Source organism: Allorhizobium sp. GW101-3B10, from assembly GCF_059424725.1.
In genome coordinates, this window is record NZ_JBWKZR010000001.1 from 253,290 (window position 1) to 278,631 (window position 25,342).

The following is a 25,342-nucleotide window of genomic DNA, read 5'->3' on the forward strand; positions in this document are numbered from 1 at the left end:
TCCTCAGAGGAACAGGCGTTCGAGCGGCCCGGCCGGCAACGAAAGTTGCAGCAGCAGGGCGAAGACCAGCCAGACGGCGAGCGAGATCGCGATGCCGATCGGCAGGGAGAACCACAGCTGGCGTTTGCCGAAGGCACGGGCGGTCGCGGCGAAGAGCACGCCGGTGGCGATCGAGAAGCCGACCGTCGGGAGCAGCAGCATCTGGCCGGCCAGTCCACCGATGATCCAGGCGACCGGTGCGATCTCCTGATGCTCGCGCTCGGGGAAGTCGCGGCGGAAGGCGGCGATCGCGGTCCAGGCGGCAAGGCCGGCAAGGCCGAAGGCGATCCATTTCGGCACGGTGGCCGGACCGACCGGCGAATAGCCGACGACGTCGCTCAGGCGATCGACGTCCCAGAAAATGAGCGCGGCGAGCGCCGCGAGCACCAGGGCGATGACAAGCGCCGCCCCGTCGGGGCGGCGTGTTTCCGTCGTTGAGGTGTTTGCCTCGCTCATTTCACCAGCCCGATGTCCTTGAGGACGGCTTCGGTGGCGGTGACGTCCTTGTCGAGCTGGGCCTTGAAGGCGTCGCCGGCGAGGTAGGTGTCCTGCCAGCCCTTGGTCTTGAGGATTTCCTGCCAGCTGGCGGACTTGACCATCTTCTCGACGTCGGCCGAGACTGCGGCCGTCTGTTCGGGGGTGAGGCCCGGAGCAGCTGCGACCATGCGCCAGTTCTCGACCACCACGTCGAGGCCGCTTTCCTTGAGCGTCGGCGCGTCGGCATTTGCCAGGCGTTCGGCGCTGGAGACGGCGAGCAGGCGCAGCGTGCCAGACTTGATCTGCGATTCGAACTCGCCATAGCCGGAAATGCCTGCGGTCACCTGGCTGCCGAGGATGGCGGCCAGAGCCTCGCCACCGCCGGAGAAGGCGATGTAGTTGATCTTGGTCGGATCGACACCGGCCGCCTTGGCGATCAGGCCGACAGCGATATGGTCGGTGCCGCCGGCGGAGCCGCCAGCCCAGGAGACCGAACCCGGATCCTTCTTCAGTGCCTCGACGAGTTCGCCCATGGTCTTGATCGGCGAAGCGGCGGGAACGACGATGGCTTCATATTCGCCGGTCAGGCGGGCGATCGGGGTGACATCCTTCAGCGAGACCGGGGACTTGTTGGTGAGGATCGCGCCGACCATGACATAGCCGCCGACGATGAGTGCGTTCGGGTTGCCCTTCGCCTGGTTGGCGAACTGGGCAAGGCCGATGGTGCCGCCGGCGCCCGGAACGTTCTGTACCTGGGCAGCGGGCGAAATGCCTTCCTGCTGCAGTACGGTCTGCATCGAGCGGGCGGTCTGGTCCCAGCCGCCGCCCGGATTGGCCGGTGCCATGATGGTGTAGTCGGCGGCAAAGGTCGGCAGCGCGATCGCGCCGGCCAGGATGGTTGCCAGGATAAACTGTTTCAAGATGGACTCCTCCGTCAGGCACTGCTCATCGGCAGTGCATTTCTTGTTGAGCGGACAAGGGGAGCGTTCCGGCAAGCGACAGGGCCGTGTCCAGACGGACAGGTGCCGGATCCTACCAGGTCTCCTCCCGACCTTGCCGGCCAAACGCCTCCACGCGTGACCGCACTCGAATAAGATCATATCAAGCTGACATTTGCCTGACATCGCCGACGCTCTTGCGTCATGCGATGTGGGTCAAGGAAAAGCATACGCCGAACTATTGCAGCCGCAAGACTTCGTTCCACCGGCTGATCAGCCGCGCGCGCTTGACCTGGTCGAGATAGACCATGAGGCCGGGGCTGACCGGGACGGGCCTCAGCTGCTTGCCGAGCTGTTCCTGCAGCGTGGTGGCGGTGTTCTCGCCGGCAACGTCGGGGCTCACCGCGGCGATCTGCAACTGCCGCGCCATGATGGTCTGGCCCTCGCGCGACATGAAGAACTCGAGATAGGCCCGCCCGAGGTCGGGCGAGGCGGCGGCCTGCGGCACGAGGCCGATGCGCGACATGACGACCGTATAGTCCTTCGGCAGGACGATGCCGAGATCCGGATGGCGCGAGGCCCAGTCGGCGGCGTAGGAGCCGAGGATGTTGTATCCCAGCACGAAGCGGCCGTCGGCGATGCGTTCGAGGATGGCGGAGCTGGTCGAGTAGAGCTTCACCCCGGCGGCCCCCATGGTCTGGATCACCGACCAGATGTCGCCGAACTGTTCCTGGTCCCTTGCCATGAACAGGAAGCCGACGCCGGAGCGTTCGATGTCGTAGGTGCCGATGCGGCCGTAGACGGTATTGCCCTGGCGCTTCAGATAGTCGACGAATTCGGCCCGGGTGGCGGGCGGCTTTTCCTTGGTGAAGCTCGGCTTGTGATAGACGAAGACGGCGGGTTCGAAGGTCAGCGCATAGGCTGTGTTGCGCCAGTTGGCCCAGGCTGGCCAGCGCGCGCTCATCGGCAGGTCGCTGCGCTGGGCATAGCCGTCGTTCGACAGCTTCACCTGCAGGTCCATGGCGGAGGAGAAGGCGAAGTCGGCGGTGCGCGCACCGCTGTCGGTTTCCTTGACGATGCGATCGTAGATTTCGCCGGTCAGCATGTCCTCGTAACGGACCGCGACGTCGGGATTAGCCTTCTGGAAGGCCTCGATCATCGGCTGGGCGACCGGTTCGTCGAGCGAGGAATAGACGACGAGCGTGCGGGCGTCGGCGCTTCCCGAGCGTGCCGGAAAGAGCGTCGTGCTGGCCCAAGCGGCCAACGATTGGCCGAGGATGAAGACGATGGTCAGGAGAACAATGCGCATAAATTCATAATGCCGCGGCCGGCAGGCGTTCACAAGCCGCAGGCTCGCCGCTAGAGTGGCGTCGAGGGGAACGATCTTGCGCATACTTTTGGTCGAGGACAACGAGACGCTGGCGGACGGGCTGTCCTCGATCCTGCGCGGCAGCGGTTACGCGGTTGACGTCGTCGGTGACGGCGCATCGGCCGATGCGGTCACGGCGACCGAGACCTTCGATCTCGTCATCCTCGATCTGAACCTGCCGGAAATGGGCGGCCTGGAAGTGCTGCGCTCGATGCGGTCGCGGCAGGACAAGGCGGCCGTGCTGATCCTGACGGCGCGCGGCACGACGGAAGAGCGGGTCAAGGGCCTCGATCTCGGCGCCGATGACTACATGACCAAGCCTTTCGACGTCAGCGAACTTGAGGCACGCGTGCGCGTTCTGCTGCGTCGGCGCGCCGGGCTGCACTCCTCCACCGTACAATACGGCAATGTGTCTCTCGACCTCACGTCGCGGACCTTTTCCGCCGACGGCGTGCTGATCGACCTGCCGGCGCGCGAACTCGGCATTCTCGAAGTGCTGTTCATGCGGGCGGGCAAGGTGGTGCCGAAGGATGCAATCATCCAGTCGCTGGCGGGTTTCGACGACGACCTCAGCGCCAATGCCATCGAGCAATATGTCAGCCGCCTGCGCAAGCGGCTCAGTCCCTACGGCCTCTCCGTCCGCACCGCGCGCGGCATCGGCTACTATCTCGACAAGGTGGCGGAACCGGCATGACCGCTGCCGTCTATTCGCTGCGCAGGCGATTGCTGGGCTGGCTTCTGCTGGCGACCGCAGTCCTCGGCATCGTCGCACTGGTCGATACCTACCGCGAGGCGGTTCGCACCGCCAATACGGTTTCCGACCGGGTGCTCGCCGGTTCGGCCATGGCGATCGCCGAGCGGGTGATCGTCTCCGAAGACGGGACGCTGGAGGTCGACATTCCCTATGTGGCGCTCGAAATGCTGACCTCGGCGGCCCAGGACCGCGTGTTCTACCGGGTCGACGGACCGCCCGGCAGCTTCATCACCGGCTACCAGAACCTGCCCACCTTCGTCGATCTCGGCGGCCAGTCGTCCTTCTATACCGACGCGATCTTCCGCGGCGAGCCGATCCGGGTCGCCGTCCTGCAGCGCTCGGCCTCGACCGGCATCGATTCCGTGCCGTTTTCCGTGACGGTCGCGGAAACCACCATCGCCCGCCAGCAGCTGGCGCAGGCGATCCTCTTGCGCTCGGCCGCCCGCCTAGCGCTGATGATCGGCGGTGCGGGCGCGATCGTCTGGATCGCGGTCACCTATTCGCTGCGGCCGCTCTATCGGCTTGGCGAGGCCATCGCCGAGCGTAATCCCGACGATCTCCACCCGATCGAGCACTCCGTGCCGACCGAGGTCCAGGGGCTGGTCGACACCGTCAATTCCTTCATGATCCGCCTCGGCTCGGCGCTCGATGCGCTGCGCAACTTCACCGGCAATGCCAGCCACCAGCTGCGCACGCCTCTCGCCATCATCCGCACGCAGCTGGCACTCTCTGCCCGGGCGACGACGCTGGAGGAGGCCAGGGCGGCAGCGCTGAAGGGCGACCGCGCCGTCGGCCATGCCGAGCATGTGCTGGCACAATTGCTGTTGATGGCAAAGATCGACGCCGCCAGCTCGGATCATCGGCCGCCGGTCGCCCGGATCGATCTCGTCCGGCTGGCGCAGGAGGTCACGGCCGACAACGTGCCGAAGGCCACCCAGGCCGGCATCGATCTCGGATTCGAGGGCGAGGGGACGGCCTTCGTGCTGGCCGAGCCGCTGCTGATCGGCGAACTGCTCGGCAACCTGATCTCCAATGCGATCGCCTATGCCGGGCCGGACACGGAGGTCACGGTCCGTGTGTTCGCCCGTCCCGAAGGCGTCTGCCTCGAAGTGGAGGACGACGGTCCGGGCATCCCGACGGAAAGACTCGCCTCGGTGCGGCAGCGCTTTTCCCGCGGAGACAAGGGCGAGGGCGCCGGCCTCGGCCTGCCCATCGTCGAGGAGATCGCCCGCCTCTTCGCCGGTCGGCTCGACCTTGCCCAGGGTTCGGGCGGACGCGGCCTCAAGGCGACCGTCACCTTTCCCCCGGCCGAACCGGCATACTGATCCGGACCGCCTATCTCAGGAAGGCGCGGAAGCGGCCGAGCGAGAAGAGGAAGAGCACCGTCCCGATCGCGATCAGCCACAGGAAATCCGGCCATACCACATCCATTCCGGCACCGCGGAACAGGATCGACTGCGCCATGGCGATGAAATGCGTGTTGGGTGCGAAGTTCATGATCAGCTGGATGATCTCCGGCATGCTTTCGCGGGGCGTGAGCCCGCCGGACAGCACCTGCAGGGGCAAGAGGATGAGCATCAGCAGCAGGCCGAACTGCGGCATGGACCCGGCAATGGTTGCCAGGAAGATGCCGAGCGAGGTGGTGGCGAAGAGCTGCAGCGCCGTGCCGGCCATGAAGAGGGGCAGCGAACCCTGCAGAGGCACTTCGAGGATCCAGTGGGCGACGACCACCAGCGAGAAGGCCGATGCCACCAGCACCACCAGGCTCATGGCCAGCACCTTGCTGACCATGATCTCGAAGGCGGTCACCGGCATGACCAGAAGATGCTCGATCGTGCCGTGCTCGCGCTCGCGGATGAGGGCGGCGCCGGTCAGGATGATCGACAGCATGGTTATGTTCGTGATGATGTTGTTGAGCGCCCCGAACCACACATTGTTGAGCTGCGGATTGAAGCGCGCCCGCATGGTGAGATCGACCGGCAGGTCGATCGTGCTGCGATAGCGGTCGACGAACTCGCTCACCTCGCTGTTGACGATGCTCTGGATATAGCCCGAACCGCTGAATGCCTGGGTCATGCGGGTGGCATCGACATTGAGCTGGATGGTCGGAACGCGTCCGGCCAGGACGTCCTGCTGGAAGTTGGCGGGAATGTCGAGCGCGAAGGTCGACAGGCCCGCATCCATGCGCTTGTCCATCTCGTTCGCCGTGATGATGTCCGGCTTGGTGAAATAGGGCGGGTAGAAGGCATCCTGGATGCGCAGCGACAGCTGCGAAAGATCCTCGTCGACGATGGCGATGGCCGCCATGTTAAGCGTCTCCGGCAATGCCCGCGCCTCGGTGTAGATCGACAGCGAGAAGGAATAGAGGATGAAGACCAGCAGCATGCGGTCCTGCATGAGGCCGCGCAGTTCCTTGACGATCAGCTGACCGATATGGCGGATGTGCATGGGCCTTACCTCGCCTGCTTTTTCAGGAGAATGGCGGTCAGCCCGAGGAGGATCGGGATGGCGATCAGCAGATAGATCATCTGCTGCTGCAGGTCGGCAAAGCCGAGCGCCTTTGAAAACGTGCCGCGTGCGATGGTGACGAAATGGGTCGTCGGATAGATGCTGCCGATGAAGGCGCCGGCACCCTTGAGCGATGATACCGGGTCGATGATGCCGGCAAATTGCACGGCCGGAATGAGGGTTAGAAGTGCCGTGCCGAACAGGGCGGCGATCTGGCTTGACACGAAGGTCGAGACCAGCATGCCGAGCGCCGTGGTCGAGATGACGTAGAGGAGGGCGGCGGCGGCGAAGGTCACGAGGCTTCCGGTGAACGGCACCTTGAAGATCAGGATGGCGAAAGCGGTCAGAAGCACGAAATTCATCATGGCGAGCAGGATATAGGGAAGCTGCTTGCCGATCAGGAATTCCAGCCGGGTCGTCGGGGTCACGTAGAAATTGATGATCGAGCCGAGTTCCTTTTCGCGCACGACGCTGAGCGCGCCCAGGATTGCCGGGATCAGCAGCAGAAGCAGCGGGATGACGGCCGGCACCATGGCCACCAGGCTCTTGACGTCCGGATTGTAGCGGTAGCGGGTTTCGAGCGTGTAATTGCCCCTGGTCGCCTCTTCCCCATAGGCTTCGCGGATCTTCTCGGTGATCCAGTGGGCGTGCATGCCCTGCACATAGCCGCTCACCGTTTCCGCGCGGGTCGGCATGGCGCCGTCGATCCAGGCGCCGATCTCGACCGCGTCGCCCCGCAGGGCGTCGCGGCCGAAATTCGGCGGGATCTCGATTGCCAGGCTGATTTCACCGCTGCGCATGCGCTTGTCGAGGTCGTCATAGTCCTTGAGCGGGGCATGTTCGACGAAGTAGCGGGAGCCGGAAAGCTGCGCGACATAGTCGTCGCTGATCGTGGTTCGGTCGTAGTCGAGCACGGCGAAGCTGAGCTTCTCGATGTCGAGATTGATGCCGTAGCCGATCACGAACATGAGGATGACGCTGCCGATTGTCGCCAGCGTGCCGCGGATCGGATCGCGTTGCAGCTCAAGCGCTTCCCGGCGCGAATAGCTCATCATGCGCCTGAGGTCGAAGAAGCGGCTGAAGAGCGACTGCCGCGGCGCGGCCCCGGCTGCGGCCGCCGGCTCGGCTGCTTCTACCGTCTCCGGCGCGGCTTCCGCGGCAAACTCGGCATTGCCGGCGATCGCATCCTCCAGATAGGCGATGAAGGCTTCCTCGAGCGAGGCTGCGCCGCGTTTCTGGACGATCCCGTCCGGGGTGTCGCTGACCAGCACGGTGCCGGCATGCATCAGCGAAATGCGGTCGCAGCGCTCGGCCTCGTTCATGAAATGGGTGGAGACGAAGATGGTGACGCCGTCCTTGCGGGAAAGCTCGCCGAGGATCTGCCAGAAATCGTCGCGGGCAATCGGGTCGACGCCGGAGGTCGGCTCGTCGAGGATCAGGATTTCCGGCGCATGCACCATGGCGACGGCCAGCGACAGGCGCTGGCGAATGCCGAGCGGCAGCGCATCCGGCATGGCGTCCATGACGTCGATGAGGTCGAAGCGCTTGGCCATCTCCTCGACGCGCGGGGCGATGCGTTCCTTCGGCAGGTCGAACAGGCGGGCATGCAGGTCGAGGTTCTGTTGAACCGTCAGTTCGCCATAGAGCGAAAAGGCCTGGCTCATATAGCCGATGCGGCGGCGGACGGCGAGATCCGAGCCGTCGACGGCGTGGCCAAAAAGTTGCGCCGTGCCCTCGCTGGCGGTCAGGAGTCCGGTCAGCATCTTCATCGTCGTCGTCTTGCCGCAGCCGTTCGAACCGAGGAAGCCGAAGATCTCGCCGCGCTCGATGCGGAAGCTCACGTCGTTGACGGCGGTGAAGTCGCCGAAGCGCATCGACAGGTGGCTGGCCTCGATGGCGATCTCGCCGTCGAGTTCCGGATTGCGCGGCGGAATGGAGAGTTCGCCGTGGCCGCGACGCTTCTCCTCCGGCAGAAGAGCGATGAAGGCCTTGTCGAGGTTCGGTGCGCCGGTGCGCTCCAGCAGATCCTGCGGCGTGCCCGTCGCCAGCACCTTGCCGTCGTCCATGGCGACCAGCCAGTCGAAGCGGGCGGCCTCCTCCATATAGGCGGTGGCGACCAGGACCGTCATGCCGGGGCGGTTTTCGCGGATGCGGTCGACCAGTTCCCAGAACTGGCGGCGCGACAGCGGATCGACACCGGTCGTCGGCTCGTCGAGGATCAAGAGGTCCGGATCGTGGATCAGCGCGCAGCACAGGCCAAGCTTCTGCTTCATGCCGCCGGACAGCTTGCCGGCCGGGCGATCGGCGAAGGGGGAGAGGCCGGTGCTCTTCAGCAGTTCGGCGATGCGGCGCTGGCGTTCCCTGCGCCCATGACCGAACAGGCGGGCGAAGAAATCGACGTTTTCGAAGACCGAGAGCGTCGGATAGAGGTTCTTGCCCAGCCCCTGTGGCATATAGGCGATGCGCGGGCAGGTACGGGCCCGGTGGACGGAATCGGCCATGTCGCCGCCCAGCACGTGAACCGTGCCCTGCTGCACCGCGCGGGCGCCGGCGACCAGCGAAAGCAGGCTCGACTTGCCGACGCCGTCGGGACCGAGCAGGCCGATCAGGCCGCCGCTCGGCAGATCGAGCGAGATGTCGCCGAGTGCCCGGGTGCGACCATAGGAGAGGGAGACGCCCTTGATGCAGACGACGGTGTCGGACATCTCGGCCGCCTCGTTCCGCGCGGGCTCGCTCATTGGACGACGTCGCCCTCAACACCGGTCGGCCATTGCGCTGCCGGGTCGAGCCGCACATAGGCGACGCCCGGCAGGCCGGTCTTGACCATCTCGATATGCTTCAGCAGCAGTTCCGGGTCGATCTTCGCCTTGACGCGGAACATCAACTTTTCACGCTCGATCTGGGTTTCAACCGTCTTCGGCGTGAATTGGGCGACGTTGGCGACAAAAGAAACGGTTGCCGGAATGATGTATTGTGGCGCAGCGTCGAGTTTCAGGCGCACTTCCGCGCCGATCGCCACCCGGCCCGCCTGGTCGGTCGGCAGGAAGAAGCTCATGTAGACGTCGCCGAGGTCGACCAAATTGATGACCTTGCCGCCGCCGGCGACGACTTCGCCCGGCTGGGCGACGCGGAACTGGATGCGGCCGTCCCGCGGGGCGGTGAGCGTGCTGTCGGCGATGACGGTTTCGATGTTGTCGATCGCGGCCTTCGCCGCATCGGCCGCCGCCTCTGCGTTCACCACCTGGGCCTTGGCGTAGCTGATCGCGGCATCCGCTGCGGCCGTCTGGGCTTCGGCGGCAGCCAAGGCCGCACGCGCGCCCTCAGCAGCGGCCTGATCATCCTCCAGCGTTTGCTGCGAGATGGTGCTGGAACTGGCGAGCTGTTTGGAGCGCACCATCTTGCGGTCGGCCGAATCGAGCAGGATCTGACGTTGCGAGACGGCGGCGATCGCTGCCTTCCTCTCGGCATTGCGCTGCTCGACGAGCGCCTGCGCGGTCTCGATGCCGATATCGGCCCGGCGCTTCTCGGCCTCAGCCTGGCGCAACTGCGATTCCAGCTGCTTGATATCCATCTGGGCCAGCTTCTCGCCGACTTTGACGAAATCGCCTTCATCGACGAATATCTCGCTGATACGACCAGCGGTCTTGGCCGCGACGTCGATCTCGACTGCTTCGATCCGGCCATTGCCGCTGGCGATGCCGTCGGCCAATTCGGACGCCTGCAGCGACTGCCAGAAATAATAGGCGCCGCCCGCCGCCGCGGCGAGGACAAGAGCGACAATGATCCCGTTTCGGCTGGCTGGTTTCACCGCTTCGATCTCCTGTAGAGCGGGCCCCTCCTACCGTCGAGATCGGCCCCGATTCATTTCTAATCATTCGATTAAAGCAACATCCTTCTCGCAGGTGCAATAGCGGGGACGTGACAGTTTCACGAAATTCGAAGCGATTTGGAACAGGCGTGAGACAGGGCCAGCAATCGTCGTCACATCGCGGGCGGTTCCGGCCAGTTGTTCACGCCGCCGGTCCAGGTTTCGAACAGCTTCGAGAGCTTCAGCACCCGCATGTCGTCGAAGCGCGGGCCGACGATCTGCAGGCCGATCGGCATGCCGCTTTTCGAGAAACCGCAATTGATTGAGGCGGCCGGCTGTTCCGACATGTTCCACGGCACGGTAAAGGCGATGTGCTCGAATGGCTGTTCGGGGTCGTTTGTGGGCGAGGCCCATTCGGCCGGGTAGGAGACGATCGGATTGGTCGGGGTCAGCACCGCATCGACCGTGGTGAACAGCTGGCCGCAGGTCTTGCGCATCTCAATGGTCTGGCCAAAACCCTGCACCGCCTCGACGCCGGTGACATCGGCGCCCTTTTCCGCCCATTGGTAGATATAGGGCAGGATCTTCGCACGGCGTTCGTCGGGGAGGTTGCGAATGTCGCCCCAGAACTTGGCGCGCCAGAATTTGTCCAGCCCGTCGAGCATGGCGCGTGTCATCACCGGCTCGACCTCGAAGACCACGGCGCCCGCATCCTCGAAGCGTTTGGCAGCCACCAGCACAGCGTCGCGGATCTCGGACTCGGCCTCAAGCCCGCAGCCGGCGTCGAGCATGACGCCGATCCGCATGCCGCGCACGTCGATATCGTGATCCATCCAGTCGAAGTCGTTGGGTGGCAGACTGGTGCCGTCGCGCCAGTCCGGCCGCGACAGCGTCGCCATGGCGATGGCCGCATCGTCGACGCAGCGGGTCATTGGCCCGGCGCAGCGGCCGACATAATAGGGGTCGACCGGAATGCGGCCATGGCTCGGCTTGAAGCCGAACAGCCCGGTCCAGCCGGCCGGCAGGCGCACGGAACCGCCAATGTCGGTGCCGATGTGCAAAGGCCCGTAACCGGCGGCACCGGCCGCTGCTGCCCCTGCGCTCGAGCCGCCGGGGTTCTGGCTGAGGTCCCAGGGATTGCGGCTCAAGGGGTGGAAGCTCGACAGACCGGAGGACAGCATGCCGTAGTCGGGGCAGGTGGTCTTGGCGAAGATCACCGCGCCGTCTTCCTTCATCCGGGCGGCGATCGGCGCGTCCGCCTCGGCCGGGATCAGTTCGACCGCCGCCGTACCGAGCGGCACCGGCTGGCCCTTGGTGGCGATCAGCTCCTTGAGCGTCACCGGAATACCGTCGAGGACGCCCTGCGGCGCATCGCGCAGCCAGCGTTCCGTCGAGGCCTTCGCCTGGGCACGGGCGCTCTCCGGGTCATAGACATAGAGGGCGGCGACGTGCGGCTCGAAGGTTTCGATACGCGCTTCCACCGCCAGCCAGTATTCGTAAGGAGACAGCGTTTTCGCCCGAAAACCGGCGAGGAGATCCTTGATGGTCAAATTGAGGTCATCGGTCATGTCGACATTCCGTCTCTGCTCAAATGCATTGATCTAATCGTCTGAGGTCAATCCGCCGACGGCGGTCGGGCCGCCATGTCCTCGGCCCTGTGGCAGGCGGCCTGGCGTCCCGGCACGATCGTCCGCAATTCGGGCCGCTCGGTGGCGCAACGCTCGTACGCAAGCGGACAGCGGTTGCGGAAGGCGCAGCCGCCGGTCTCGGTCAGCGAGGCTGGCGGCGGCGCACGTTCGGAAGGTTGAGGGCGGCCGAACCTTTCGATGTTCGGCTCGGCATCGGCCAGCACCTTCGTATAGGGATGCAGCGGCTGCTCGAAGACCGCATGCGCCGGCCCCGCTTCGACGAGCCGCCCGCGATACATAACGCCGACCCGGTCGGCGATGCAGTCGACCACGGCGAGGTTGTGGGTGATGAACAGGAAGGTCACGCCGCGCTTCTCGCGCAGGTCCATCAGCAGGTTGAGCACTTGCGCCTGCACGGAAAGATCAAGCGCCGAGACGGCCTCGTCGGCGACCACCAGCTTCGGTTCGGTGACCAGGGCGCGGGCAATGGCGATGCGCTGGCGCTGGCCGCCGGAAAACTCGTGCGGATGGCGCTCGGCGTGTTCGGCCTTCAGCCCGACGCTCTCCAGCATGTCGACGACGCGGTCCTTCATCTCGGCCCGGCCCGGCTTGCGGGCCAGCACATGCAGCGGTTCGGCGATGATACGGCCGACCCTCTGGCGCGGATCGAGCGAGCCAAACGGGTCCTGGAACACCATCTGGAAATTCTCGCGCTTGCGCATCAGTTCCTTCGGCTGCAGCGAGAAGAGGTCGTCGCCGTCGAACAGGACGTGGCCGGAGGTCGGCTTGTCGAGCGCCATGACGAGCCGCGCGAGCGTCGACTTGCCGCAACCGCTCTCGCCCACCACGCCGAAGATCTCGCCGGCATCGACGGTGAGCGACACGTCGTCGAGGGCGCGGGTGTGGTGTGGAGCGCCGAACAGGGAATGGCTGACATAGTCGCGGGTGAGGGTGCGGATATCGAGGAGTGGACGGGTCATAGCGTGCATCGGCTTGGCCCCTCATCCGCCTGCCGGCACCTTCTCCCCGTCGGGACGGGGAGAGGGTCAGGGTGAGGGGCATTTCTAGGAACGGAAAACTTCGAAGTCGGCCAGCTCATCACTCAGCCTCCCCTTCCGCCCGGATGCAGCGCACGCCGCGACTGTTGGCAAAGCTCGTCCATCCGGGTTCGCCGGCATGGCAGGCGGCGATCATGTCCGGACAACGGTCGGAGAAGACGCAGCCGGCCGGCAGCCGGTCGAAGCCGGGCACGGTGCCTCGAATGGTCGAAAGCCGAGCGCCGTCGCCGATGCGTTTCGGCACGGCGGCGATCAGTCCGCGGGTATAGGGATTGCGCGGTGCCGTCAGGACGTCGCGGGTCGCGCCTTCCTCCATCCGGCGCCCGGCATACATGACGATGGTACGCCGGCACATGCGGGCGATGACGCCGAGGTCGTGGCTGACCAGCATCAGCGCCATGCCGTATTCGCGGGCCAGTTCGCCGAGAATGTCGAGCACTTCGGCTTGCACAGTGACATCGAGCGCGGTCGTCGGCTCGTCGGCGATCATCAGGGCGGGTTTCAGCGCCAGCGCAATGGCAATGCCGACCCGCTGGCGCTGCCCGCCGGACATCTCATGCGGATAGGTCCTTGCCCGGCGTTTCGCATCCGGGATCCGCACCTGGTCGAGCAGGTCCACGGCCTGCGCCCGTGCATCGCGCCAGGACAGGCCGCGATGCCAGACCAGTCCTTCGGCGATCTGGTCGCCAATGGTCATGGCCGGGTTGAGCGCCGTCATGGGCTCCTGGAAGATCATGCCGATACTGTTGCCGCGGATCTCGCACAGCCGTTCTTCCGATGCGGCGAGCAGGTTTTCGCCGGCAAGCGCGATCGTGCCGCTGGCTTCCGCAACGCCGGGAAGAAGCCCCATGATCGCCAGCGACAGCAGCGACTTGCCCGACCCGCTTTCACCGACCACGCCGAGCGTATCCCCGGCTTCGAGGTTGAAGGCGACATCGGTCAGGATCGGCATGCGGCTTCCGTCGCCGAGGCGGACGGAGACCGAGAGATCACGGACGGAGAGGAGAGGGGCGTCCGTCATCGTCACATCCTCCCCTTCTCACGAGGGTCGAGCAGGTCGCGCAAGCCGTCGCCCAGCATGTTGAAGCCGAAGACGGTGAGCGCGATGGCGAGGCCCGGCAGGATGGCCAGCCATGGCGCCGTCGCGAGATAGGTCTGGGCGTCGGCCAGCATCCGGCCCCAGGTAGGGGCCGGCGGCGGCATGCCGAGGCCGAGGAAGCTCAGGCCCGCTTCTGTCAGGATCGCCAGGCCGAGCTGGATCGTCGCCTGGACGATGATCTGGTTGGAGATGTTCGGCAGCACGTGTTCGACCGTGATCAGGAACGGCCCCTTGCCGGCGCCGCGGGCGGCGAGCACATAGTCGCGCGACCAGATCTGCCGCGCGGCGCTGGCCGTCACGCGGGCAAAGACCGGCACCATGAAGACGGCGATGGCGATGATCGCGGTGAATCGGCCCGAACCCATCAGCGCGCCGAGCATCATCGCCGAGAGGATCGGTGGCACGGCGAAGATTACGTCGTTGGCGCGCATGACGAAGGCTTCGGTCAGCCCCCTGCGAGCGGCGGCGAGCACGCCAAGCGCCGTGCCAAGCGAGCCGCCGAGCGCCACGGCGGCGGCAGCGGTCGACAGCGAATTCCATGCACCCACCATCAGCATGGAGGCGATGTCCCTGCCGAACTGGTCGGTACCGAGAAGGCCGTAGGCGAGCGGCGGCTTCAGCTTGTGGATGATCTGCATCTTGGCCGGCGGCAGCGGTGTCCAGACGAGCGAGACCAGGGCGATCGCCACGAGCGCCAGGATGATCGCGCCACCGATCGCCAGATTGGGCCGGTGCAGCAAGAGCCAAGGGCTGTAGGCCGCAGGTTTTGCCGCGGTTTTCTCTGCGGGCGCGCTCATCGGCCGCGTCCTCTCAATCTGGGGTCGAGCGCGAGATAGGAGAGGTCGACCAGGAAGTTCATGACGATGACGAGGCCGGCGAAGAACAGAACCACATCCTGCATGACGATCACGTCGCGCTGGGTCAGCGCCTGATAGGCGAGGCGGCCGAGACCGGGCAGGTTGAAGACGTTCTCGATCAGGATGGCGCCGGCGATCAGGAAGGTGAATTGCAGCCCGAGAATGGTGATGACCGGCACCAGCGCATTGGGCACGGCATGGCGCCAGAGCGCGGCCCGTCGCGGCAGGCCCTTGGCGCGGGCGGTGCGGACGAAATCCTCGTGCAGCACTTCGAGCACCGCGGACCGCGTCACGCGCGTCAGCACGCCGGCCTGCGGCAGGGCAAGGGCGATCGCCGGCAGGAGCAAGGCCTGCAATCCCGCGAGCAGGCCCGTCTCCCAGCCGGGAAAGCCGCCGGCCGGCATCCAGCCGAGCGAGATCGAAAAGCCAAGGATCAGCAGGAGCGCCACCCAGAAGCCGGGCACGGCGATGAACAGCTGGGAGAGCACGCCGGCGAGATAGTCGAAGCCGGAATTGCGTTTCGCCGCCGAAGCGACGCCGAGCGGGATGGCGATCGCCACCGAGATCAGGATCGCCATCATGGCGAGCGGCAGGGTGACGGTCAGGCGCTCGGCGATCAGGCCGGCCACCGGCACGCCATAGGTATAGGAGGTGCCGAGATCGCCGGTCGCCACGCCGCCGAGCCAGAGGAAATAGCGCACCGGCAAGGGCTGATCGAGGCCGAGTTCGTGGCGAAGGGCGGCCAGCGTGTCGGGGCTCGCCGACGTGCCGAGCATGATCGCCGCCGGATCGCCGGGGAGCACGTCCATGACGACGAAGATCAGGGCCGAAACCGCGGCAAGCGTCAGCATGAGACTGGCGAGCCGCCGGGTGATCAGTGTCAGCATGGGCCGCTCCTTCCTTCTCCGGAGCGGCCGCGACTTGCATGTGGGGCTGCATCGGTCGGGATACCCCCCTCTACCCTGCCGGGCACCTCCCCCTCAAGGGGGGAGATCACCCGTGGCCGCCAACGTGCGTACTCAGCGCCGCAAGACGTGGCTGCGCGATCATTCCAGCGTGCGGATACGATGACCCGATTGCCGACGCTGGCGGTGTTGCGCGTGGGGCAGCAGCCGCCGAGCGAAGGCGAGCCGCAGTCGATCTCCCCCCTTGAGGGGGAGATGCCCGGCAGGGCAGAGGGGGGTGTCATGCACATCACCTATTCGTGAGGAACCGAAGATCAGCGAACGCCGTCCCTCACTCCTCCCAATAGACCTCGGTCAGCACGTTGGACGGGATCGGTTCGTTTTCCCACAGGCCCTTCAGTTTCTTGTCCCAGATGCCGAGCTTGGGCATGACGAACAGGAAGAGTGCCGGTACGTCTTCGGCGAGGATCTTCTGTGCCTCGCCGTAGAGCCGGTCCTGCTCGGCGGTGTCGGACGTCGCCTCGACCTTCTTCAGGATGTCGTTGAAGGCCGGGTTCTTGTAGCCGAAATAATAGGGGTCGCGGGCATAGATGTCGATGTCCATCGGCTCGGCATGGGCGACGATGGTCATGTCGAAGTCGCGGCCCTTGAACACGTCCTGCACCCATTTGGCCGGGAACTCGGTCGGCTCGATGTTCATCGTCACGCCGATCTCGGCAAACAGCGCCTGCATCACCTGGGCCGAGCGCGGCGCATAGGCCATCTGCGGCGTCTTGATGGTGAAGGTGAAGCCATCCGGATAGCCGGCCTCGGCGAGAAGCGCCTTGGCCTTTTCTGGATCGTAAGGGTAGGTGCCGGTCAGGTCGACATAGCCGCGGTCGTTCGGCGTATAATGGCTGCCGATCGGCGTGCCGTAGCCGGACCAGGCGCCGTCGACGATCACCGCGCGGTCGAGCGCCATCATCAGCGCCTGGCGCACGCGCTTGTCGTTGAACGGCTTGCGCTCGTTGTTCATGCCGGCCACGACCTTGAGTTCGGTATTGCCGATCACGGTCGTGAGCTTCGCGTCATCCTTGAAGCTTTCCACCAGTTCCGGCGCGCCGAATTCCGGGAAGGCGTCGACATCGCCGGATTTCAGCGCTGCGGCCTGCGCCTGCGGGTCGGCGATGAAGCGGAAGGTGACCTTGTCCAGCTTCACCTTCACGTCTTCGTTCCAGTAGTCCGGATTGGCGGCAAGCTCCACCTTGTCGCCCTTGGCCCAGCTGACGAACTTGAAGGGGCCGGTGCCGACCGGCGTGGTCTTGGCCTCAGCCGCGCTCTTGGTGCCGACGATCACTGAGGACGGCCAGCCGAGCCAGTAGAGCAGGCTGCCGGCCGGCTCCTTCAGCTTCAGCACCAGGGTGGCTGCATCCGGCGTTTCGATCGTGTCGATAGCGGCGAAGAAGCGCTTCTGCGGATTGACGCTGTCGGCGCCGCGGGCACGCTCCAGCGAGGCCTTGGCCACGGCCGAATCGAAGGCCTCGCCGTCATGGAACTTCACGCCGTCCTCGAGCTTGAAGGTATAGGTCAGGCCGTCCCCGGAAATCTCCCAGGTTTTCGCCAGCTGCGGCTTGATCTTGCCGTCGCGGTCGATCGTCACCAGACCTTCGAACACGTTCTGCCAGGTCACCTGGCCGATGGCCACGGGCGCGGCGATCGTCGGGTCGAGCCCGGTCGGCTCGATGGTCATGCCGAGGGTCAGGTCCTTCTGGGCAGCCAGAGCCGGGCCGGAGAGGATGACAGCCACGGTGGCGGCCAGGCTGAAGGCGAAGCTGCGAAAAGCCCCGGACTTGGCGGCAGGCAAAGCATCGGTCATGAAATTCCCCTGTTCCTGGCGCTCTTTCCGTTCCGGCGTGTCAGCCATGGCGCACTGCAAAAAATACTGGCATCTTGCCGGCGCGCACACAATGCGGTTTTTTGTGTTCTCGGTGCATCGAAAATCGCTACACTCCCCTACCCGGCAGTCTCGGCATGGTGTCGCGCATGAACCGGTCGATGGCGTCGAGCAGCTTTGTCGCGGCAAAGGACAATTGCCGGTCGGCTGCGATACAGAGGTCGATCGGCGTGCGAATGCCCTTGCCCCCGGCAATCGGGATCGCCACCAGCTGGCCGGCCCGGCATTCGCGCAGGACGGTCAGCGCCGGCAGCAGCGTGACGGCCGCCCCCCGCAACACGAGTTCCTTCTGCATTTCCAGTGAACTGGTGACGAAGACCGGATCGAGCGTCAGTCCGGCCTGCTTGAACAGCGCGTCGAAGGCGAGCCGCGCGCCGAAGGACTGGTCGGGAACGGCCAGCGGATAGCGGGCAAGCGCGCTCACGGTCAGTTGCGAATGGGCTGCCGCGGGATGATCGGCGGCGGCGATGACGTCGTAGACGATCTCCGAGCGCAACCGCACCTTGGTGCCCGGCTCCGGCTTGGAAAACAGGGTGACGGCGATATCGGCCTCGGCATTGGCGACGGCCTCGACCGCGGCACGGGCCGAGGCGATGGTGACGGAAAAGCGGATGTTCGGAAACTTGAGGCTGAAATCGGCGAGCGCCGGCGCCAAGAGGTTGGCCACCGTCGCGCCGCTGGCGAAGATGGCGACATGGCCGCGCTTCAATCCTTCGAGATCGTCGATCAACTGGCGCACGTGATCCAGTTCCCGCAGCGTCTTGCCGGCGCGGGCGGCGAGCAGTTCGCCGGCCGATGTCAGCCGCACGCCTCGGCTGGAGCGTTCGACGAGCGCCGTGCCGAAATAATGCTCGAGCTGGTCGATCTGGCGGGCGAGGGCGGTCGGCTGGATGTTGAGCTTGTCGGCCGCTGCGCGGATCGAGCGGGCGCGCACCAATTCGTCGAAATAGATCAGCGCCCGGATCTGCATGTCAGTCTCTGCCGCCTTCGCCTTTTCTGGCGGCACCTGCGCCGACCGGCGAAAACCGTAGGCGGGGCGGGGAGCGGAGGCAAGCCCGCCCCCGTTCTTCTCCCCTTCCGGTGACTGCAGACTGCGTCGCCCGTGCCGGTCAGGTCTCAGGCGACGGCCGTGCGTGTCGGAACCGGGTCCGCGTCTTTGGGACTTTCCGCGGCCAGCATGCCGGCCTGTCGGGCGGCGGCGATGAAAGCCTTGCGGGCGACGTCCGCCGCCTGGTCGGTTTCGATCGCCAGCCGGCACCATCGCCGGGCGCGGTCATAGGCGACGCCGTGCCGGGTCGGCCATTCCTCTTCGAGGAAATAAAGGGCGTCGAAGGCTTCGCGAAAGGTTCTGTTGAGGCCGGACTGCAGTCTGATCTCGACCGGATCCGGCCAGGTGGGATGGCTGTCGTTCATGGCATTCTCCATTGCGCCGACCCGAACACTTGGGCAGGGCAAAAGTTCCGCGCCGCTTCGCCGACCATTTCAATTGATTGTGATGGTCGGCCGGCAAGTTGGCACCTTGGTCTGAGCCGCTAGTCGACGAGACCCTCGGGTTCGTCGGACCAGTCCGGCCGTGCCGCGGCGTCGCGTGCCTTCAGCCATGACGCGGTCGCTTCGCTTGCCCATTCCGCCGCCTGCATCAGGCTCTCGCCGCCGATCAGGGCATGAAGCAGGGCGGCGCTGAAGCTGTCGCCGGCGCCGGTCGTGTCGCTGGTCGAAACCGGGCGAGCGACACGCACATCCCGGCGTTCCCTGCCGTCGAAAACGGTGGTCTCGCGCGGCCCGTCGGTCAGGACGAGATGCCGGAGGCGGTCGCCGCAGATTGTGAGGGCCGTCTGCCATATTTCTTCGAGGCTGCGACCCGGAAAGTCGGCCTTCGAGCCGACCATGAAATCGGCCGGGCGAGGGGTGGGCGTACCCAGGGGAAATTGTGAGACCACCAGAGGGGCGGCCTCCAGCGAGCGGACGATGTTGTCGCAGAGACGGGCACCGTTGACGTAGAAGGCCTTGCCGTCGATTGGTGCGGGCACGAAAAAGCTGCGGCTGATCCGCTTTTCGCCCGACAGGATCGTCCGTTCCCCGCCCGGTTCGAGAAGGATGTCGGCACAGTCCGTTTCTGCGTCCGACATGCCGACATGCGAGAGGTCGTAGTGCCGGGCGCTCAGCACATCGAAGGCCCAGCGGCCGTGGCTGTCGTTGCACAGCGTCGACACGAGTCGCACCGGGCGGCCGAGATCCATCAGCCGGCGCGCGGTGTAGTAGCCCCCGCCGCCGAGGCGGATCCGGCGTTCCGACCAGGTGATTCGTGCGCCGGCGCGCAGCGGTTCGTTGAGGCGCCAGATGCGGTCATGATTGATGTGGCCGATGACGACGATCCGGCTTGGTCGAGCGTCCGTCATTCCAGCGCCTCTTTCGGCGCTGGTCGGCTCGTCTCCCTGAGGATCAGTTCGACCGGCCAGAGTTCCTTCACGTCGGTCGCCTCGCGTCCACCCAGCATCTGGAGCAGCAGGTCTGCGATACGGGTGCCCGCGGCGCGGATCGAGGAACGGGTCGTCGACAGGGACGGGGCCATGTTTTCCGCCGTCAGATAGGGGAACACGTCGTCATGGGCGATAACGGATATGTCCTGGCCGATGACGAGATTGCGCGAACGAGCGGCACGATAGACACCGAGTGCCGTCATCATCGAGCCGGCGACGAAAGCGGTCGGGCGGGGGCGCTGTTCGAGTGCCGAGCGGGCAAAGCGGAAACCGATCTCGTCGGTGAAATTGCCATGGGTCACGAGTTTCGGGTCGAATTCGATGCCGCGTTCCGCAAGTGCGGCCTTGTAGCCGGCGAGGCGATGCAGGGTGAAGGTCAGACCCTCCCGGCCGTTAAGCAGGGCAATCCGGCGATGGCCGAGATCGAGCAGGTGTTCGGTGCTGCGCCGGATGGCGCCTTCATTGTCGATATCGAGCCAGGCATGGGGCACGTCGGTGGCAGAGCGGCCATGCACGATGAAGGGGAGTTTCAGCTGGTGCAGGAGCGCGATGCGGGGATCCTTCGGTCGCGGCGAGTGGATGACGACGGCATCGACGCGGCGGCTTTCTGCCAGACGCCGGTAGAGCTGTAACTCATCGCCGGTGTCGTGCTCGGCCATCGGGGTGATGAGAATGTCGATCTCTTCACCGCTCAGCCGGTCGGCCATACCGCTCATGAATTCGGAAAACTGGTAATCGCCGGCCTTGGTCATGACAACGCCGATGGCACCCGCCCGGCCGGTCGCAAGACGCACGGCATTGATGTTCGGCCGGTAGCCCAAGCGGGCGGCCTCTGCCATCACCCGGGCCCGCGTGGCCTCGTTCACCTCCGGATAGCCACTCAAGGCGCGGCTCACCGTTGTCGGCGACAATCCGATCTGCTGAGCAAATTCCTTGAGCTTCATTTCGAGTGCGCCATCCCCCGCCGGCCGCACCGGTCTCTGTCGCCCGCGTCAACCCGCACGTGCTTATCCCATGCGCGGGCATGATCTGGCAAGATTCTCCGTCCATTCACCAAAGCGATTACAAAATTCACGTATGACGATTGTCCGATATCGAGGGAGTGATGCGTGTCTTCGCTGATTGTCCACATCGTCATCCTGGATATGAACTTATATATTTCAATAGGATGATTGCAAGATCCGGCTTTTGTCGGAATCACGTTTGACAGCTTCTGGATTCTTTGCCAGTTTTCCGTAGCCAAACCGTTTTCAAATTGATTGGGAGAGCAAACGGATTGGTTGTTTTTTGGGAGGAGATGTCCATGAAGAAGCTTTTGACTGCCGCCTTCATTGCAGCCACCGCACTGTGCGGAACGGCACAGGCCGAGGAGATTGCCGTTGCGGTCAACTCGACCGGCAAGAACCTTGATTTCCTGCGCAAGATGTTTGCCGAATTCGAGCAGAAGACGGGTCACAAGGTGTCGCTGGTCACCATGCCGCCGTCGAGCTCCGAGCAGTTCGCCCAGTATCGCCTGTGGCTTGCGGCAGGGAATACCGGTGTCGACGTCTACCAGACGGACGTGGTCTGGGCGCCGCAGCTTGCCGACCAGTTTATCGATCTGAAGGATGCGGCGAGCGATGTCGTCCACCAGTTCTTCCCGTCGATCATCGAGTCCCAGACGGTTGACGGCCGGCTGGTCGCCATGCCGATGTTCACCGATGCGCCAGCGCTCTTCTATCGCAAGGATCTCCTGGAAAAGCACGGCAAGGAACTGCCCAAGACCTGGGCCGACATGGCGGCAGTGGCCAAGGAAATCCAGGACAAGGAGCGTGAGGCCGGACAGAAGGACCTCTGGGGTCTCGTGTTCCAGGCCAATGCCTATGAAGGGCTGACCTGCAACGCGCTGGAATGGATCAAGTCCTCCGGCGGTGGTCAGATCGTCGAGGCCGACGGCACCATTTCGGTCAACAACGAGAAGTCGGTCGCCGCCCTCGAACAGGCGAAATCCTGGATCGGCAGCATCTCGCCTCCGGGCGTGCTCGCCTACCAGGAGGAGGAGTCGCGCGGTGTATGGCAGACCGGCAACGCCGTCTTCATGCGCAACTGGCCCTATGCCTATGCGCTTGGCAATGGCGAAGACAGCGCTGTGAAGGGCAAGTTCGACGTCACGACGCTGCCGGTCGCGGCTGCCGGCGACAAGCCGTCCTCGACGCTCGGTGGCTGGAACCTTGCGGTCTCCAAGTATTCCGACGAGCAGGAGGCTTCGATCGAGCTCGTGAAGTTCCTGACTTCAGCGGAGGCGCAGAAGCGCCGTGCAATCGAACTGTCGCAGCTGCCGACGCTTCAGGCGCTCTATGACGATCCCGATGTCGCCAAGGCTCAGCCCTTCATGCCGCAGTGGAAGCCGATCTTCCAGGATGCCGTTCCGCGTCCGTCGGCAACCACCAAGGTCAAGTACAACGAGGTTTCCTCGCGCTTCTGGGGTGCGGTCCACAACACGCTGTCGGGCTCCGGCACGGCGGCCGAGAACCTTGAACTGCTCGAAATCGAGCTCAACGAACTCATGGGCAACGGCTGGTGATACTGGTGCCGAGCGGCGGCGACGCCGCCCGGCTTTCCGCCACCTGCAGGGAGGAACGCCCATGACCGACATCAGCATGCAGAGTACCGTCCGGCCGCCCCCAACTAGGGCGGCTGCGGGATCCGATCTCAGCGCACAGCGAACCCGCTCCGCCTGGATCTTTCTCGCGCCGACACTTCTCGTCCTTGCCATGGTGGCCGGATGGCCACTGGTCCGGACGATCTATTTCAGCTTCACCAATGCGACGCTGAACAATCTCGAAGGCGCCGAATTCATCGGCTTCTCCAACTACCTCACCTGGATCACCCTGCAGAGCGGCCGTACCGTCTGGCGCGGGCTGCTGGTGGATCCCGCCTGGTGGGGTGCCGTGTGGAACACGTTGCGCTTCACGCTGCTCTCGGTCTCGATCGAGACGGTGCTCGGCCTCGTCGTCGCGCTGGTGCTGAACGCCAATTTTCGCGGTCGGGGTCTCGTCCGGGCCGCGATCCTCATCCCCTGGGCGATCCCGACGATCGTCTCGGCGAAGATGTGGGCCTGGATGCTCAACGACCAGTTCGGCATCCTGAACGACATCTTCCTCAATCTCGGGCTGATCAGCGAGAAGATCGCCTGGACGGCCAATCCCGATACGGCGATGGTTGCTGTGTTGATCGTCGACGTCTGGAAGACGACGCCGTTCATGGCACTGCTCGTTCTCGCCGGTCTGCAGATGGTTCCTCAGGACATCTATGAGGCAGCCAAGATCGATGGCGTTCACCCGACAAAGGTGTTCTGGCGCATCACGCTGCCGCTGATCCGGCCGGCGCTGATGGTCGCGGTCATCTTCCGCATGCTCGATGCGCTGCGCATCTTCGATCTCATCTACGTGCTGACGCCGAACAATTCGCAGACCAAGACCATGTCTGTCATGGCCCGCGAGAACCTGTTCGAGTTCGACAAGTTCGCCTATGGGGCGGCGGCGTCCACCATGCTCTTCCTGATCATCGCCTCGATCACGGTGCTCTACATCGTCTTCGGACGGGTGAACCTTTCGGGAGGTGACCGCTGATGCCGACGATCTTCAAACAAGGTCTCTTCTATGCGCTGGTCGCCGTGATCGTGGTGATCGCGGTCTTCCCGTTCTACTACGCCATCATCACCAGTCTGAAGCCTGGCAGCTCGCTGTTCGATATCAGCTACTGGCCGAAAGTGGTGACCTTCTCGAATTACGAAGGCGTACTGTCGCGCGGCAGCTTTCTGCGCAATCTCGGCAATTCGGTCATGATTGCCAGCATCGTCGTTGCGATCTCGCTGCTTCTGGCCGTGACCGCATCCTATGCTCTGGCGCGCGTGCGGTTCCGGGGCAGGGGGCTCCTGCTTCTCACCATCCTCAGCGTTTCGATGTTTCCGCAGATCGCCGTTCTCGCCGGCCTGTTCGAGCTCGTCCGCTTTCTGGGGATCTTCAACACGCCGTTCGCGCTGATCTTCTCCTACATGATCTTCACTCTGCCGTTCACCGTCTGGGTGCTGACCACCTTCATGCGGGATCTGCCTGTCGAGATCGAGGAGGCGGCGATCGTCGACGGAGCGTCTTCCTTCGTGATTGTGACACAGGTGTTCATGCCACTGATGTGGCCCGCGCTCGTCACCACGGGACTGCTCGCCTTCATCGCGGCGTGGAACGAGTTCCTGTTCGCCCTGACCTTCACGTCGTCAAACAGCCAGCGGACGGTGCCGGTCGCCATCGCGCTGCTCTCCGGCGACAGCCAGTTCGAAATCCCCTGGGGCAGCATCATGGCCGCCTCGGTCATCGTCACCGTTCCGCTGGTCGTGCTCGTGCTGATCTTCCAGCGGAGGATCATCTCCGGCCTCACTGCCGGCGGCGTCAAGGGATAGGAGGAAAACCCATGGCCCATATCCAGCTCACCGATGTTCGCAAATCCTTCGGTGCCCTCGAGGTCATCAAGGGTGTCGACATGGAAATCCGCTCCGGCGAATTCATGGTCTTTGTCGGTCCGTCCGGCTGCGGCAAGTCCACGCTGCTGCGCCTGATCGCCGGGCTCGAAGACATCAGCCAAGGCACGCTCGCCTTCGACGGCCAGGTGATGAACCAGCTTGCCCCAGCCAAGCGGGGCATCGCCATGGTCTTCCAGTCCTATGCGCTCTATCCGCACATGACCGTGTTCGACAACATGGCCTTCGGCATGAAACTTGCCGGTCAGGACAAGGCGGAGCGCGATCGACGGGTGCGGGAGGCGGCCGACATGTTGCAGCTCACGCCCTATCTCGAACGCTTGCCGCGGCAGCTTTCCGGCGGTCAGCGGCAGCGTGTGGCGATCGGCCGGGCGATCGTTCGAGACCCTCGCGTGTTTCTGTTCGATGAACCGCTCTCCAATCTCGATGCCGCACTGCGCGTGGCGACGCGCCTCGAAATCGCCAAGCTGCACCGCAGCATGCACAACACGACGATGATCTATGTGACGCATGACCAGGTCGAAGCCATGACGCTCGCAGACCGCATCTGTGTGTTACGCGACGGCGTTGTGGAGCAGATCGGAACCCCGCTCGAACTTTATGAGAGCCCGAATTCGCTCTTCGTCGCCGGCTTCATCGGATCGCCGAAGATGAATTTTCTCGAGGGCCGCCTATCCGAACCGCATGGTGTCCATACGATCGGCATCCGTGCGGAGCACCTGACCATCGAGGCAGAGGGGCGCTGGCAGGGCTCTGTCGTGCATTCCGAGATGCTGGGCTCGGACAGCTACGTCTATGTCGATATCGGCAGCGCCGAGCCGCTCGTCGTACGGCAGGAGGGCACCGCGACCCTCCGTCCCGGCGAGATGGTCGGAGTGTCACCGCTCGACCATGAACTACACCGTTTCGACCGCGATGGCCGCGCCATCGGCCGCGGCCTGTTGAAAGGCGCTGCTTGAGCGCCGCTAACGAA

At 64.7% G+C, this 25,342-nt stretch carries 22 protein-coding genes; 6 read left to right on the forward strand and 16 right to left on the reverse strand.

Features of this window, described 5'->3' with window-relative positions:
- Positions 1-3: 3 nt before the first annotated feature.
- The 3 genes from AC07Y0_RS01200 to AC07Y0_RS01210 all read right to left on the reverse strand — a co-directional run bounded on the left by AC07Y0_RS01200 (position 4) and on the right by AC07Y0_RS01210 (position 2,763).
- Positions 4-495: a tripartite tricarboxylate transporter TctB family protein gene (locus tag AC07Y0_RS01200; RefSeq protein ID WP_498673721.1), complete on the reverse strand. Its 492-nt coding sequence runs from the start codon at positions 493-495 to the stop codon at positions 4-6.
- Positions 492-1,436 (reverse strand): Bug family tripartite tricarboxylate transporter substrate binding protein, encoded by a 945-nt coding sequence (locus AC07Y0_RS01205; RefSeq protein WP_498673723.1) that lies wholly within the window; start codon positions 1,434-1,436, stop codon positions 492-494. The genes AC07Y0_RS01200 and AC07Y0_RS01205 overlap by 4 nt, the downstream gene beginning before the upstream one ends.
- Before the next feature lie 256 nt (positions 1,437-1,692).
- Positions 1,693-2,763 (reverse strand): ABC transporter substrate-binding protein, encoded by a 1,071-nt coding sequence (locus AC07Y0_RS01210; RefSeq protein ID WP_498673725.1) that lies wholly within the window; start codon positions 2,761-2,763, stop codon positions 1,693-1,695.
- A 76-nt stretch (positions 2,764-2,839) separates the two neighbouring features.
- Here AC07Y0_RS01210 and AC07Y0_RS01215 point away from each other — a divergent pair, with 76 nt between their 5' ends.
- Positions 2,840-3,517, forward strand: a complete 678-nt coding sequence (locus tag AC07Y0_RS01215) for a response regulator (protein WP_498673726.1) — start codon at positions 2,840-2,842, stop codon at positions 3,515-3,517.
- Positions 3,514-4,902: a sensor histidine kinase gene (locus AC07Y0_RS01220; RefSeq protein WP_498673728.1), complete on the forward strand. Its 1,389-nt coding sequence runs from the start codon at positions 3,514-3,516 to the stop codon at positions 4,900-4,902. The genes AC07Y0_RS01215 and AC07Y0_RS01220 overlap by 4 nt, the downstream gene beginning before the upstream one ends.
- Positions 4,903-4,912: 10 nt before the next feature.
- Here the strand turns inward: AC07Y0_RS01220 and AC07Y0_RS01225 are convergent, their stop codons facing one another.
- From AC07Y0_RS01225 to AC07Y0_RS01285, 13 genes are all read right to left on the reverse strand, one after another.
- Positions 4,913-6,025: an ABC transporter permease gene (locus AC07Y0_RS01225; RefSeq protein WP_498673730.1), complete on the reverse strand. Its 1,113-nt coding sequence runs from the start codon at positions 6,023-6,025 to the stop codon at positions 4,913-4,915.
- A 5-nt stretch (positions 6,026-6,030) separates the two neighbouring features.
- Positions 6,031-8,823 carry a ribosome-associated ATPase/putative transporter RbbA gene (gene rbbA, locus AC07Y0_RS01230; RefSeq protein ID WP_498673732.1) on the reverse strand — a complete coding sequence of 931 codons (2,793 nt, stop codon included), beginning with the start codon at positions 8,821-8,823 and terminating at the stop codon, positions 6,031-6,033.
- Positions 8,820-9,893, reverse strand: a complete 1,074-nt coding sequence (locus tag AC07Y0_RS01235; RefSeq protein ID WP_498673734.1) for an HlyD family secretion protein — start codon at positions 9,891-9,893, stop codon at positions 8,820-8,822. The genes rbbA and AC07Y0_RS01235 overlap by 4 nt, the downstream gene beginning before the upstream one ends.
- A gap of 173 nt (positions 9,894-10,066) precedes the next feature.
- A complete protein-coding gene (locus tag AC07Y0_RS01240) occupies positions 10,067-11,461 on the reverse strand; it encodes an amidase (protein ID WP_498673736.1) in 1,395 nt (464 codons plus the stop codon).
- 47 nt (positions 11,462-11,508) lie between these two features.
- Positions 11,509-12,501, reverse strand: coding sequence for an ABC transporter ATP-binding protein (locus AC07Y0_RS01245; RefSeq protein ID WP_498673738.1), 993 nt, complete (start codon positions 12,499-12,501; stop codon positions 11,509-11,511).
- Positions 12,502-12,619: 118 nt separating this feature from the next.
- On the reverse strand, positions 12,620-13,600 hold the full coding sequence (locus tag AC07Y0_RS01250; RefSeq protein WP_498673741.1) for an ABC transporter ATP-binding protein: 981 nt from the start codon (positions 13,598-13,600) through the stop codon (positions 12,620-12,622).
- A gap of 2 nt (positions 13,601-13,602) precedes the next feature.
- Complete coding sequence (locus AC07Y0_RS01255; protein ID WP_498673742.1) at positions 13,603-14,475, reverse strand: ABC transporter permease; 873 nt, start codon at positions 14,473-14,475, stop codon at positions 13,603-13,605.
- Complete coding sequence (locus AC07Y0_RS01260; protein ID WP_498673745.1) at positions 14,472-15,422, reverse strand: ABC transporter permease; 951 nt, start codon at positions 15,420-15,422, stop codon at positions 14,472-14,474. Before AC07Y0_RS01260 ends, AC07Y0_RS01255 begins: the two co-directional genes overlap by 4 nt.
- A gap of 349 nt (positions 15,423-15,771) precedes the next feature.
- Complete coding sequence (locus AC07Y0_RS01265) at positions 15,772-17,295, reverse strand: ABC transporter substrate-binding protein (protein ID WP_498673747.1); 1,524 nt, start codon at positions 17,293-17,295, stop codon at positions 15,772-15,774.
- Positions 17,296-17,422: 127 nt separating this feature from the next.
- On the reverse strand, positions 17,423-18,343 hold the full coding sequence (locus AC07Y0_RS01270) for a LysR family transcriptional regulator (RefSeq protein WP_498673751.1): 921 nt from the start codon (positions 18,341-18,343) through the stop codon (positions 17,423-17,425).
- Positions 18,344-18,489: 146 nt separating this feature from the next.
- The gene (locus AC07Y0_RS01275; RefSeq protein ID WP_498673754.1) at positions 18,490-18,786 is read right to left on the reverse strand and encodes a DUF982 domain-containing protein; all 297 of its coding nucleotides are present in this window, start codon (positions 18,784-18,786) and stop codon (positions 18,490-18,492) included.
- A 119-nt stretch (positions 18,787-18,905) separates the two neighbouring features.
- Positions 18,906-19,772: a PfkB family carbohydrate kinase gene (locus tag AC07Y0_RS01280; RefSeq protein WP_498673756.1), complete on the reverse strand. Its 867-nt coding sequence runs from the start codon at positions 19,770-19,772 to the stop codon at positions 18,906-18,908.
- Positions 19,769-20,797: a substrate-binding domain-containing protein gene (locus AC07Y0_RS01285; RefSeq protein ID WP_498673758.1), complete on the reverse strand. Its 1,029-nt coding sequence runs from the start codon at positions 20,795-20,797 to the stop codon at positions 19,769-19,771. Before AC07Y0_RS01285 ends, AC07Y0_RS01280 begins: the two co-directional genes overlap by 4 nt.
- 359 nt (positions 20,798-21,156) lie before the next feature.
- Here AC07Y0_RS01285 and AC07Y0_RS01290 point away from each other — a divergent pair, with 359 nt between their 5' ends.
- The 4 genes from AC07Y0_RS01290 to AC07Y0_RS01305 all read left to right on the forward strand — a co-directional run bounded on the left by AC07Y0_RS01290 (position 21,157) and on the right by AC07Y0_RS01305 (position 25,328).
- On the forward strand, positions 21,157-22,416 hold the full coding sequence (locus AC07Y0_RS01290; protein WP_498673761.1) for an ABC transporter substrate-binding protein: 1,260 nt from the start codon (positions 21,157-21,159) through the stop codon (positions 22,414-22,416).
- Between the two features lie 61 nt (positions 22,417-22,477).
- The gene (locus AC07Y0_RS01295; protein WP_498673763.1) at positions 22,478-23,464 is read left to right on the forward strand and encodes a carbohydrate ABC transporter permease; all 987 of its coding nucleotides are present in this window, start codon (positions 22,478-22,480) and stop codon (positions 23,462-23,464) included.
- Positions 23,464-24,291, forward strand: a complete 828-nt coding sequence (locus tag AC07Y0_RS01300) for a carbohydrate ABC transporter permease (protein ID WP_498673765.1) — start codon at positions 23,464-23,466, stop codon at positions 24,289-24,291. The genes AC07Y0_RS01295 and AC07Y0_RS01300 overlap by 1 nt, the downstream gene beginning before the upstream one ends.
- An 11-nt stretch (positions 24,292-24,302) precedes the next feature.
- Positions 24,303-25,328, forward strand: a complete 1,026-nt coding sequence (locus tag AC07Y0_RS01305) for an ABC transporter ATP-binding protein (protein WP_498673766.1) — start codon at positions 24,303-24,305, stop codon at positions 25,326-25,328.
- Positions 25,329-25,342: the final 14 nt, after the last annotated feature.

What these genes read in the sequence shown, in the direction of transcription:
- AC07Y0_RS01200 (WP_498673721.1), bottom strand. Translation starts at nt 495, where the DNA reads ATGAGCGAGGCAAACACCTCAACGACGGAAACACGCCGCCCCGACGGG.
- AC07Y0_RS01210 (WP_498673725.1), bottom strand. Translation starts at nt 2,763, where the DNA reads ATGCGCATTGTTCTCCTGACCATCGTCTTCATCCTCGGCCAATCGTTG.
- AC07Y0_RS01220 (WP_498673728.1), top strand. Translation starts at nt 3,514, where the DNA reads ATGACCGCTGCCGTCTATTCGCTGCGCAGGCGATTGCTGGGCTGGCTT.
- AC07Y0_RS01225 (WP_498673730.1), bottom strand. Translation starts at nt 6,025, where the DNA reads ATGCACATCCGCCATATCGGTCAGCTGATCGTCAAGGAACTGCGCGGC.
- rbbA (WP_498673732.1), bottom strand. Translation starts at nt 8,823, where the DNA reads ATGAGCGAGCCCGCGCGGAACGAGGCGGCCGAGATGTCCGACACCGTC.
- AC07Y0_RS01240 (WP_498673736.1), bottom strand. Translation starts at nt 11,461, where the DNA reads ATGACCGATGACCTCAATTTGACCATCAAGGATCTCCTCGCCGGTTTT.
- AC07Y0_RS01245 (WP_498673738.1), bottom strand. Translation starts at nt 12,501, where the DNA reads ATGACCCGTCCACTCCTCGATATCCGCACCCTCACCCGCGACTATGTC.
- AC07Y0_RS01250 (WP_498673741.1), bottom strand. Translation starts at nt 13,600, where the DNA reads ATGACGGACGCCCCTCTCCTCTCCGTCCGTGATCTCTCGGTCTCCGTC.
- AC07Y0_RS01255 (WP_498673742.1), bottom strand. Translation starts at nt 14,475, where the DNA reads ATGAGCGCGCCCGCAGAGAAAACCGCGGCAAAACCTGCGGCCTACAGC.
- AC07Y0_RS01260 (WP_498673745.1), bottom strand. Translation starts at nt 15,422, where the DNA reads ATGCTGACACTGATCACCCGGCGGCTCGCCAGTCTCATGCTGACGCTT.
- AC07Y0_RS01265 (WP_498673747.1), bottom strand. Translation starts at nt 17,295, where the DNA reads ATGACCGATGCTTTGCCTGCCGCCAAGTCCGGGGCTTTTCGCAGCTTC.
- AC07Y0_RS01270 (WP_498673751.1), bottom strand. Translation starts at nt 18,343, where the DNA reads ATGCAGATCCGGGCGCTGATCTATTTCGACGAATTGGTGCGCGCCCGC.
- AC07Y0_RS01275 (WP_498673754.1), bottom strand. Translation starts at nt 18,786, where the DNA reads ATGAACGACAGCCATCCCACCTGGCCGGATCCGGTCGAGATCAGACTG.
- AC07Y0_RS01280 (WP_498673756.1), bottom strand. Translation starts at nt 19,772, where the DNA reads ATGACGGACGCTCGACCAAGCCGGATCGTCGTCATCGGCCACATCAAT.
- AC07Y0_RS01285 (WP_498673758.1), bottom strand. Translation starts at nt 20,797, where the DNA reads ATGAAGCTCAAGGAATTTGCTCAGCAGATCGGATTGTCGCCGACAACG.
- AC07Y0_RS01290 (WP_498673761.1), top strand. Translation starts at nt 21,157, where the DNA reads ATGAAGAAGCTTTTGACTGCCGCCTTCATTGCAGCCACCGCACTGTGC.
- AC07Y0_RS01295 (WP_498673763.1), top strand. Translation starts at nt 22,478, where the DNA reads ATGACCGACATCAGCATGCAGAGTACCGTCCGGCCGCCCCCAACTAGG.
- AC07Y0_RS01300 (WP_498673765.1), top strand. Translation starts at nt 23,464, where the DNA reads ATGCCGACGATCTTCAAACAAGGTCTCTTCTATGCGCTGGTCGCCGTG.
- AC07Y0_RS01305 (WP_498673766.1), top strand. Translation starts at nt 24,303, where the DNA reads ATGGCCCATATCCAGCTCACCGATGTTCGCAAATCCTTCGGTGCCCTC.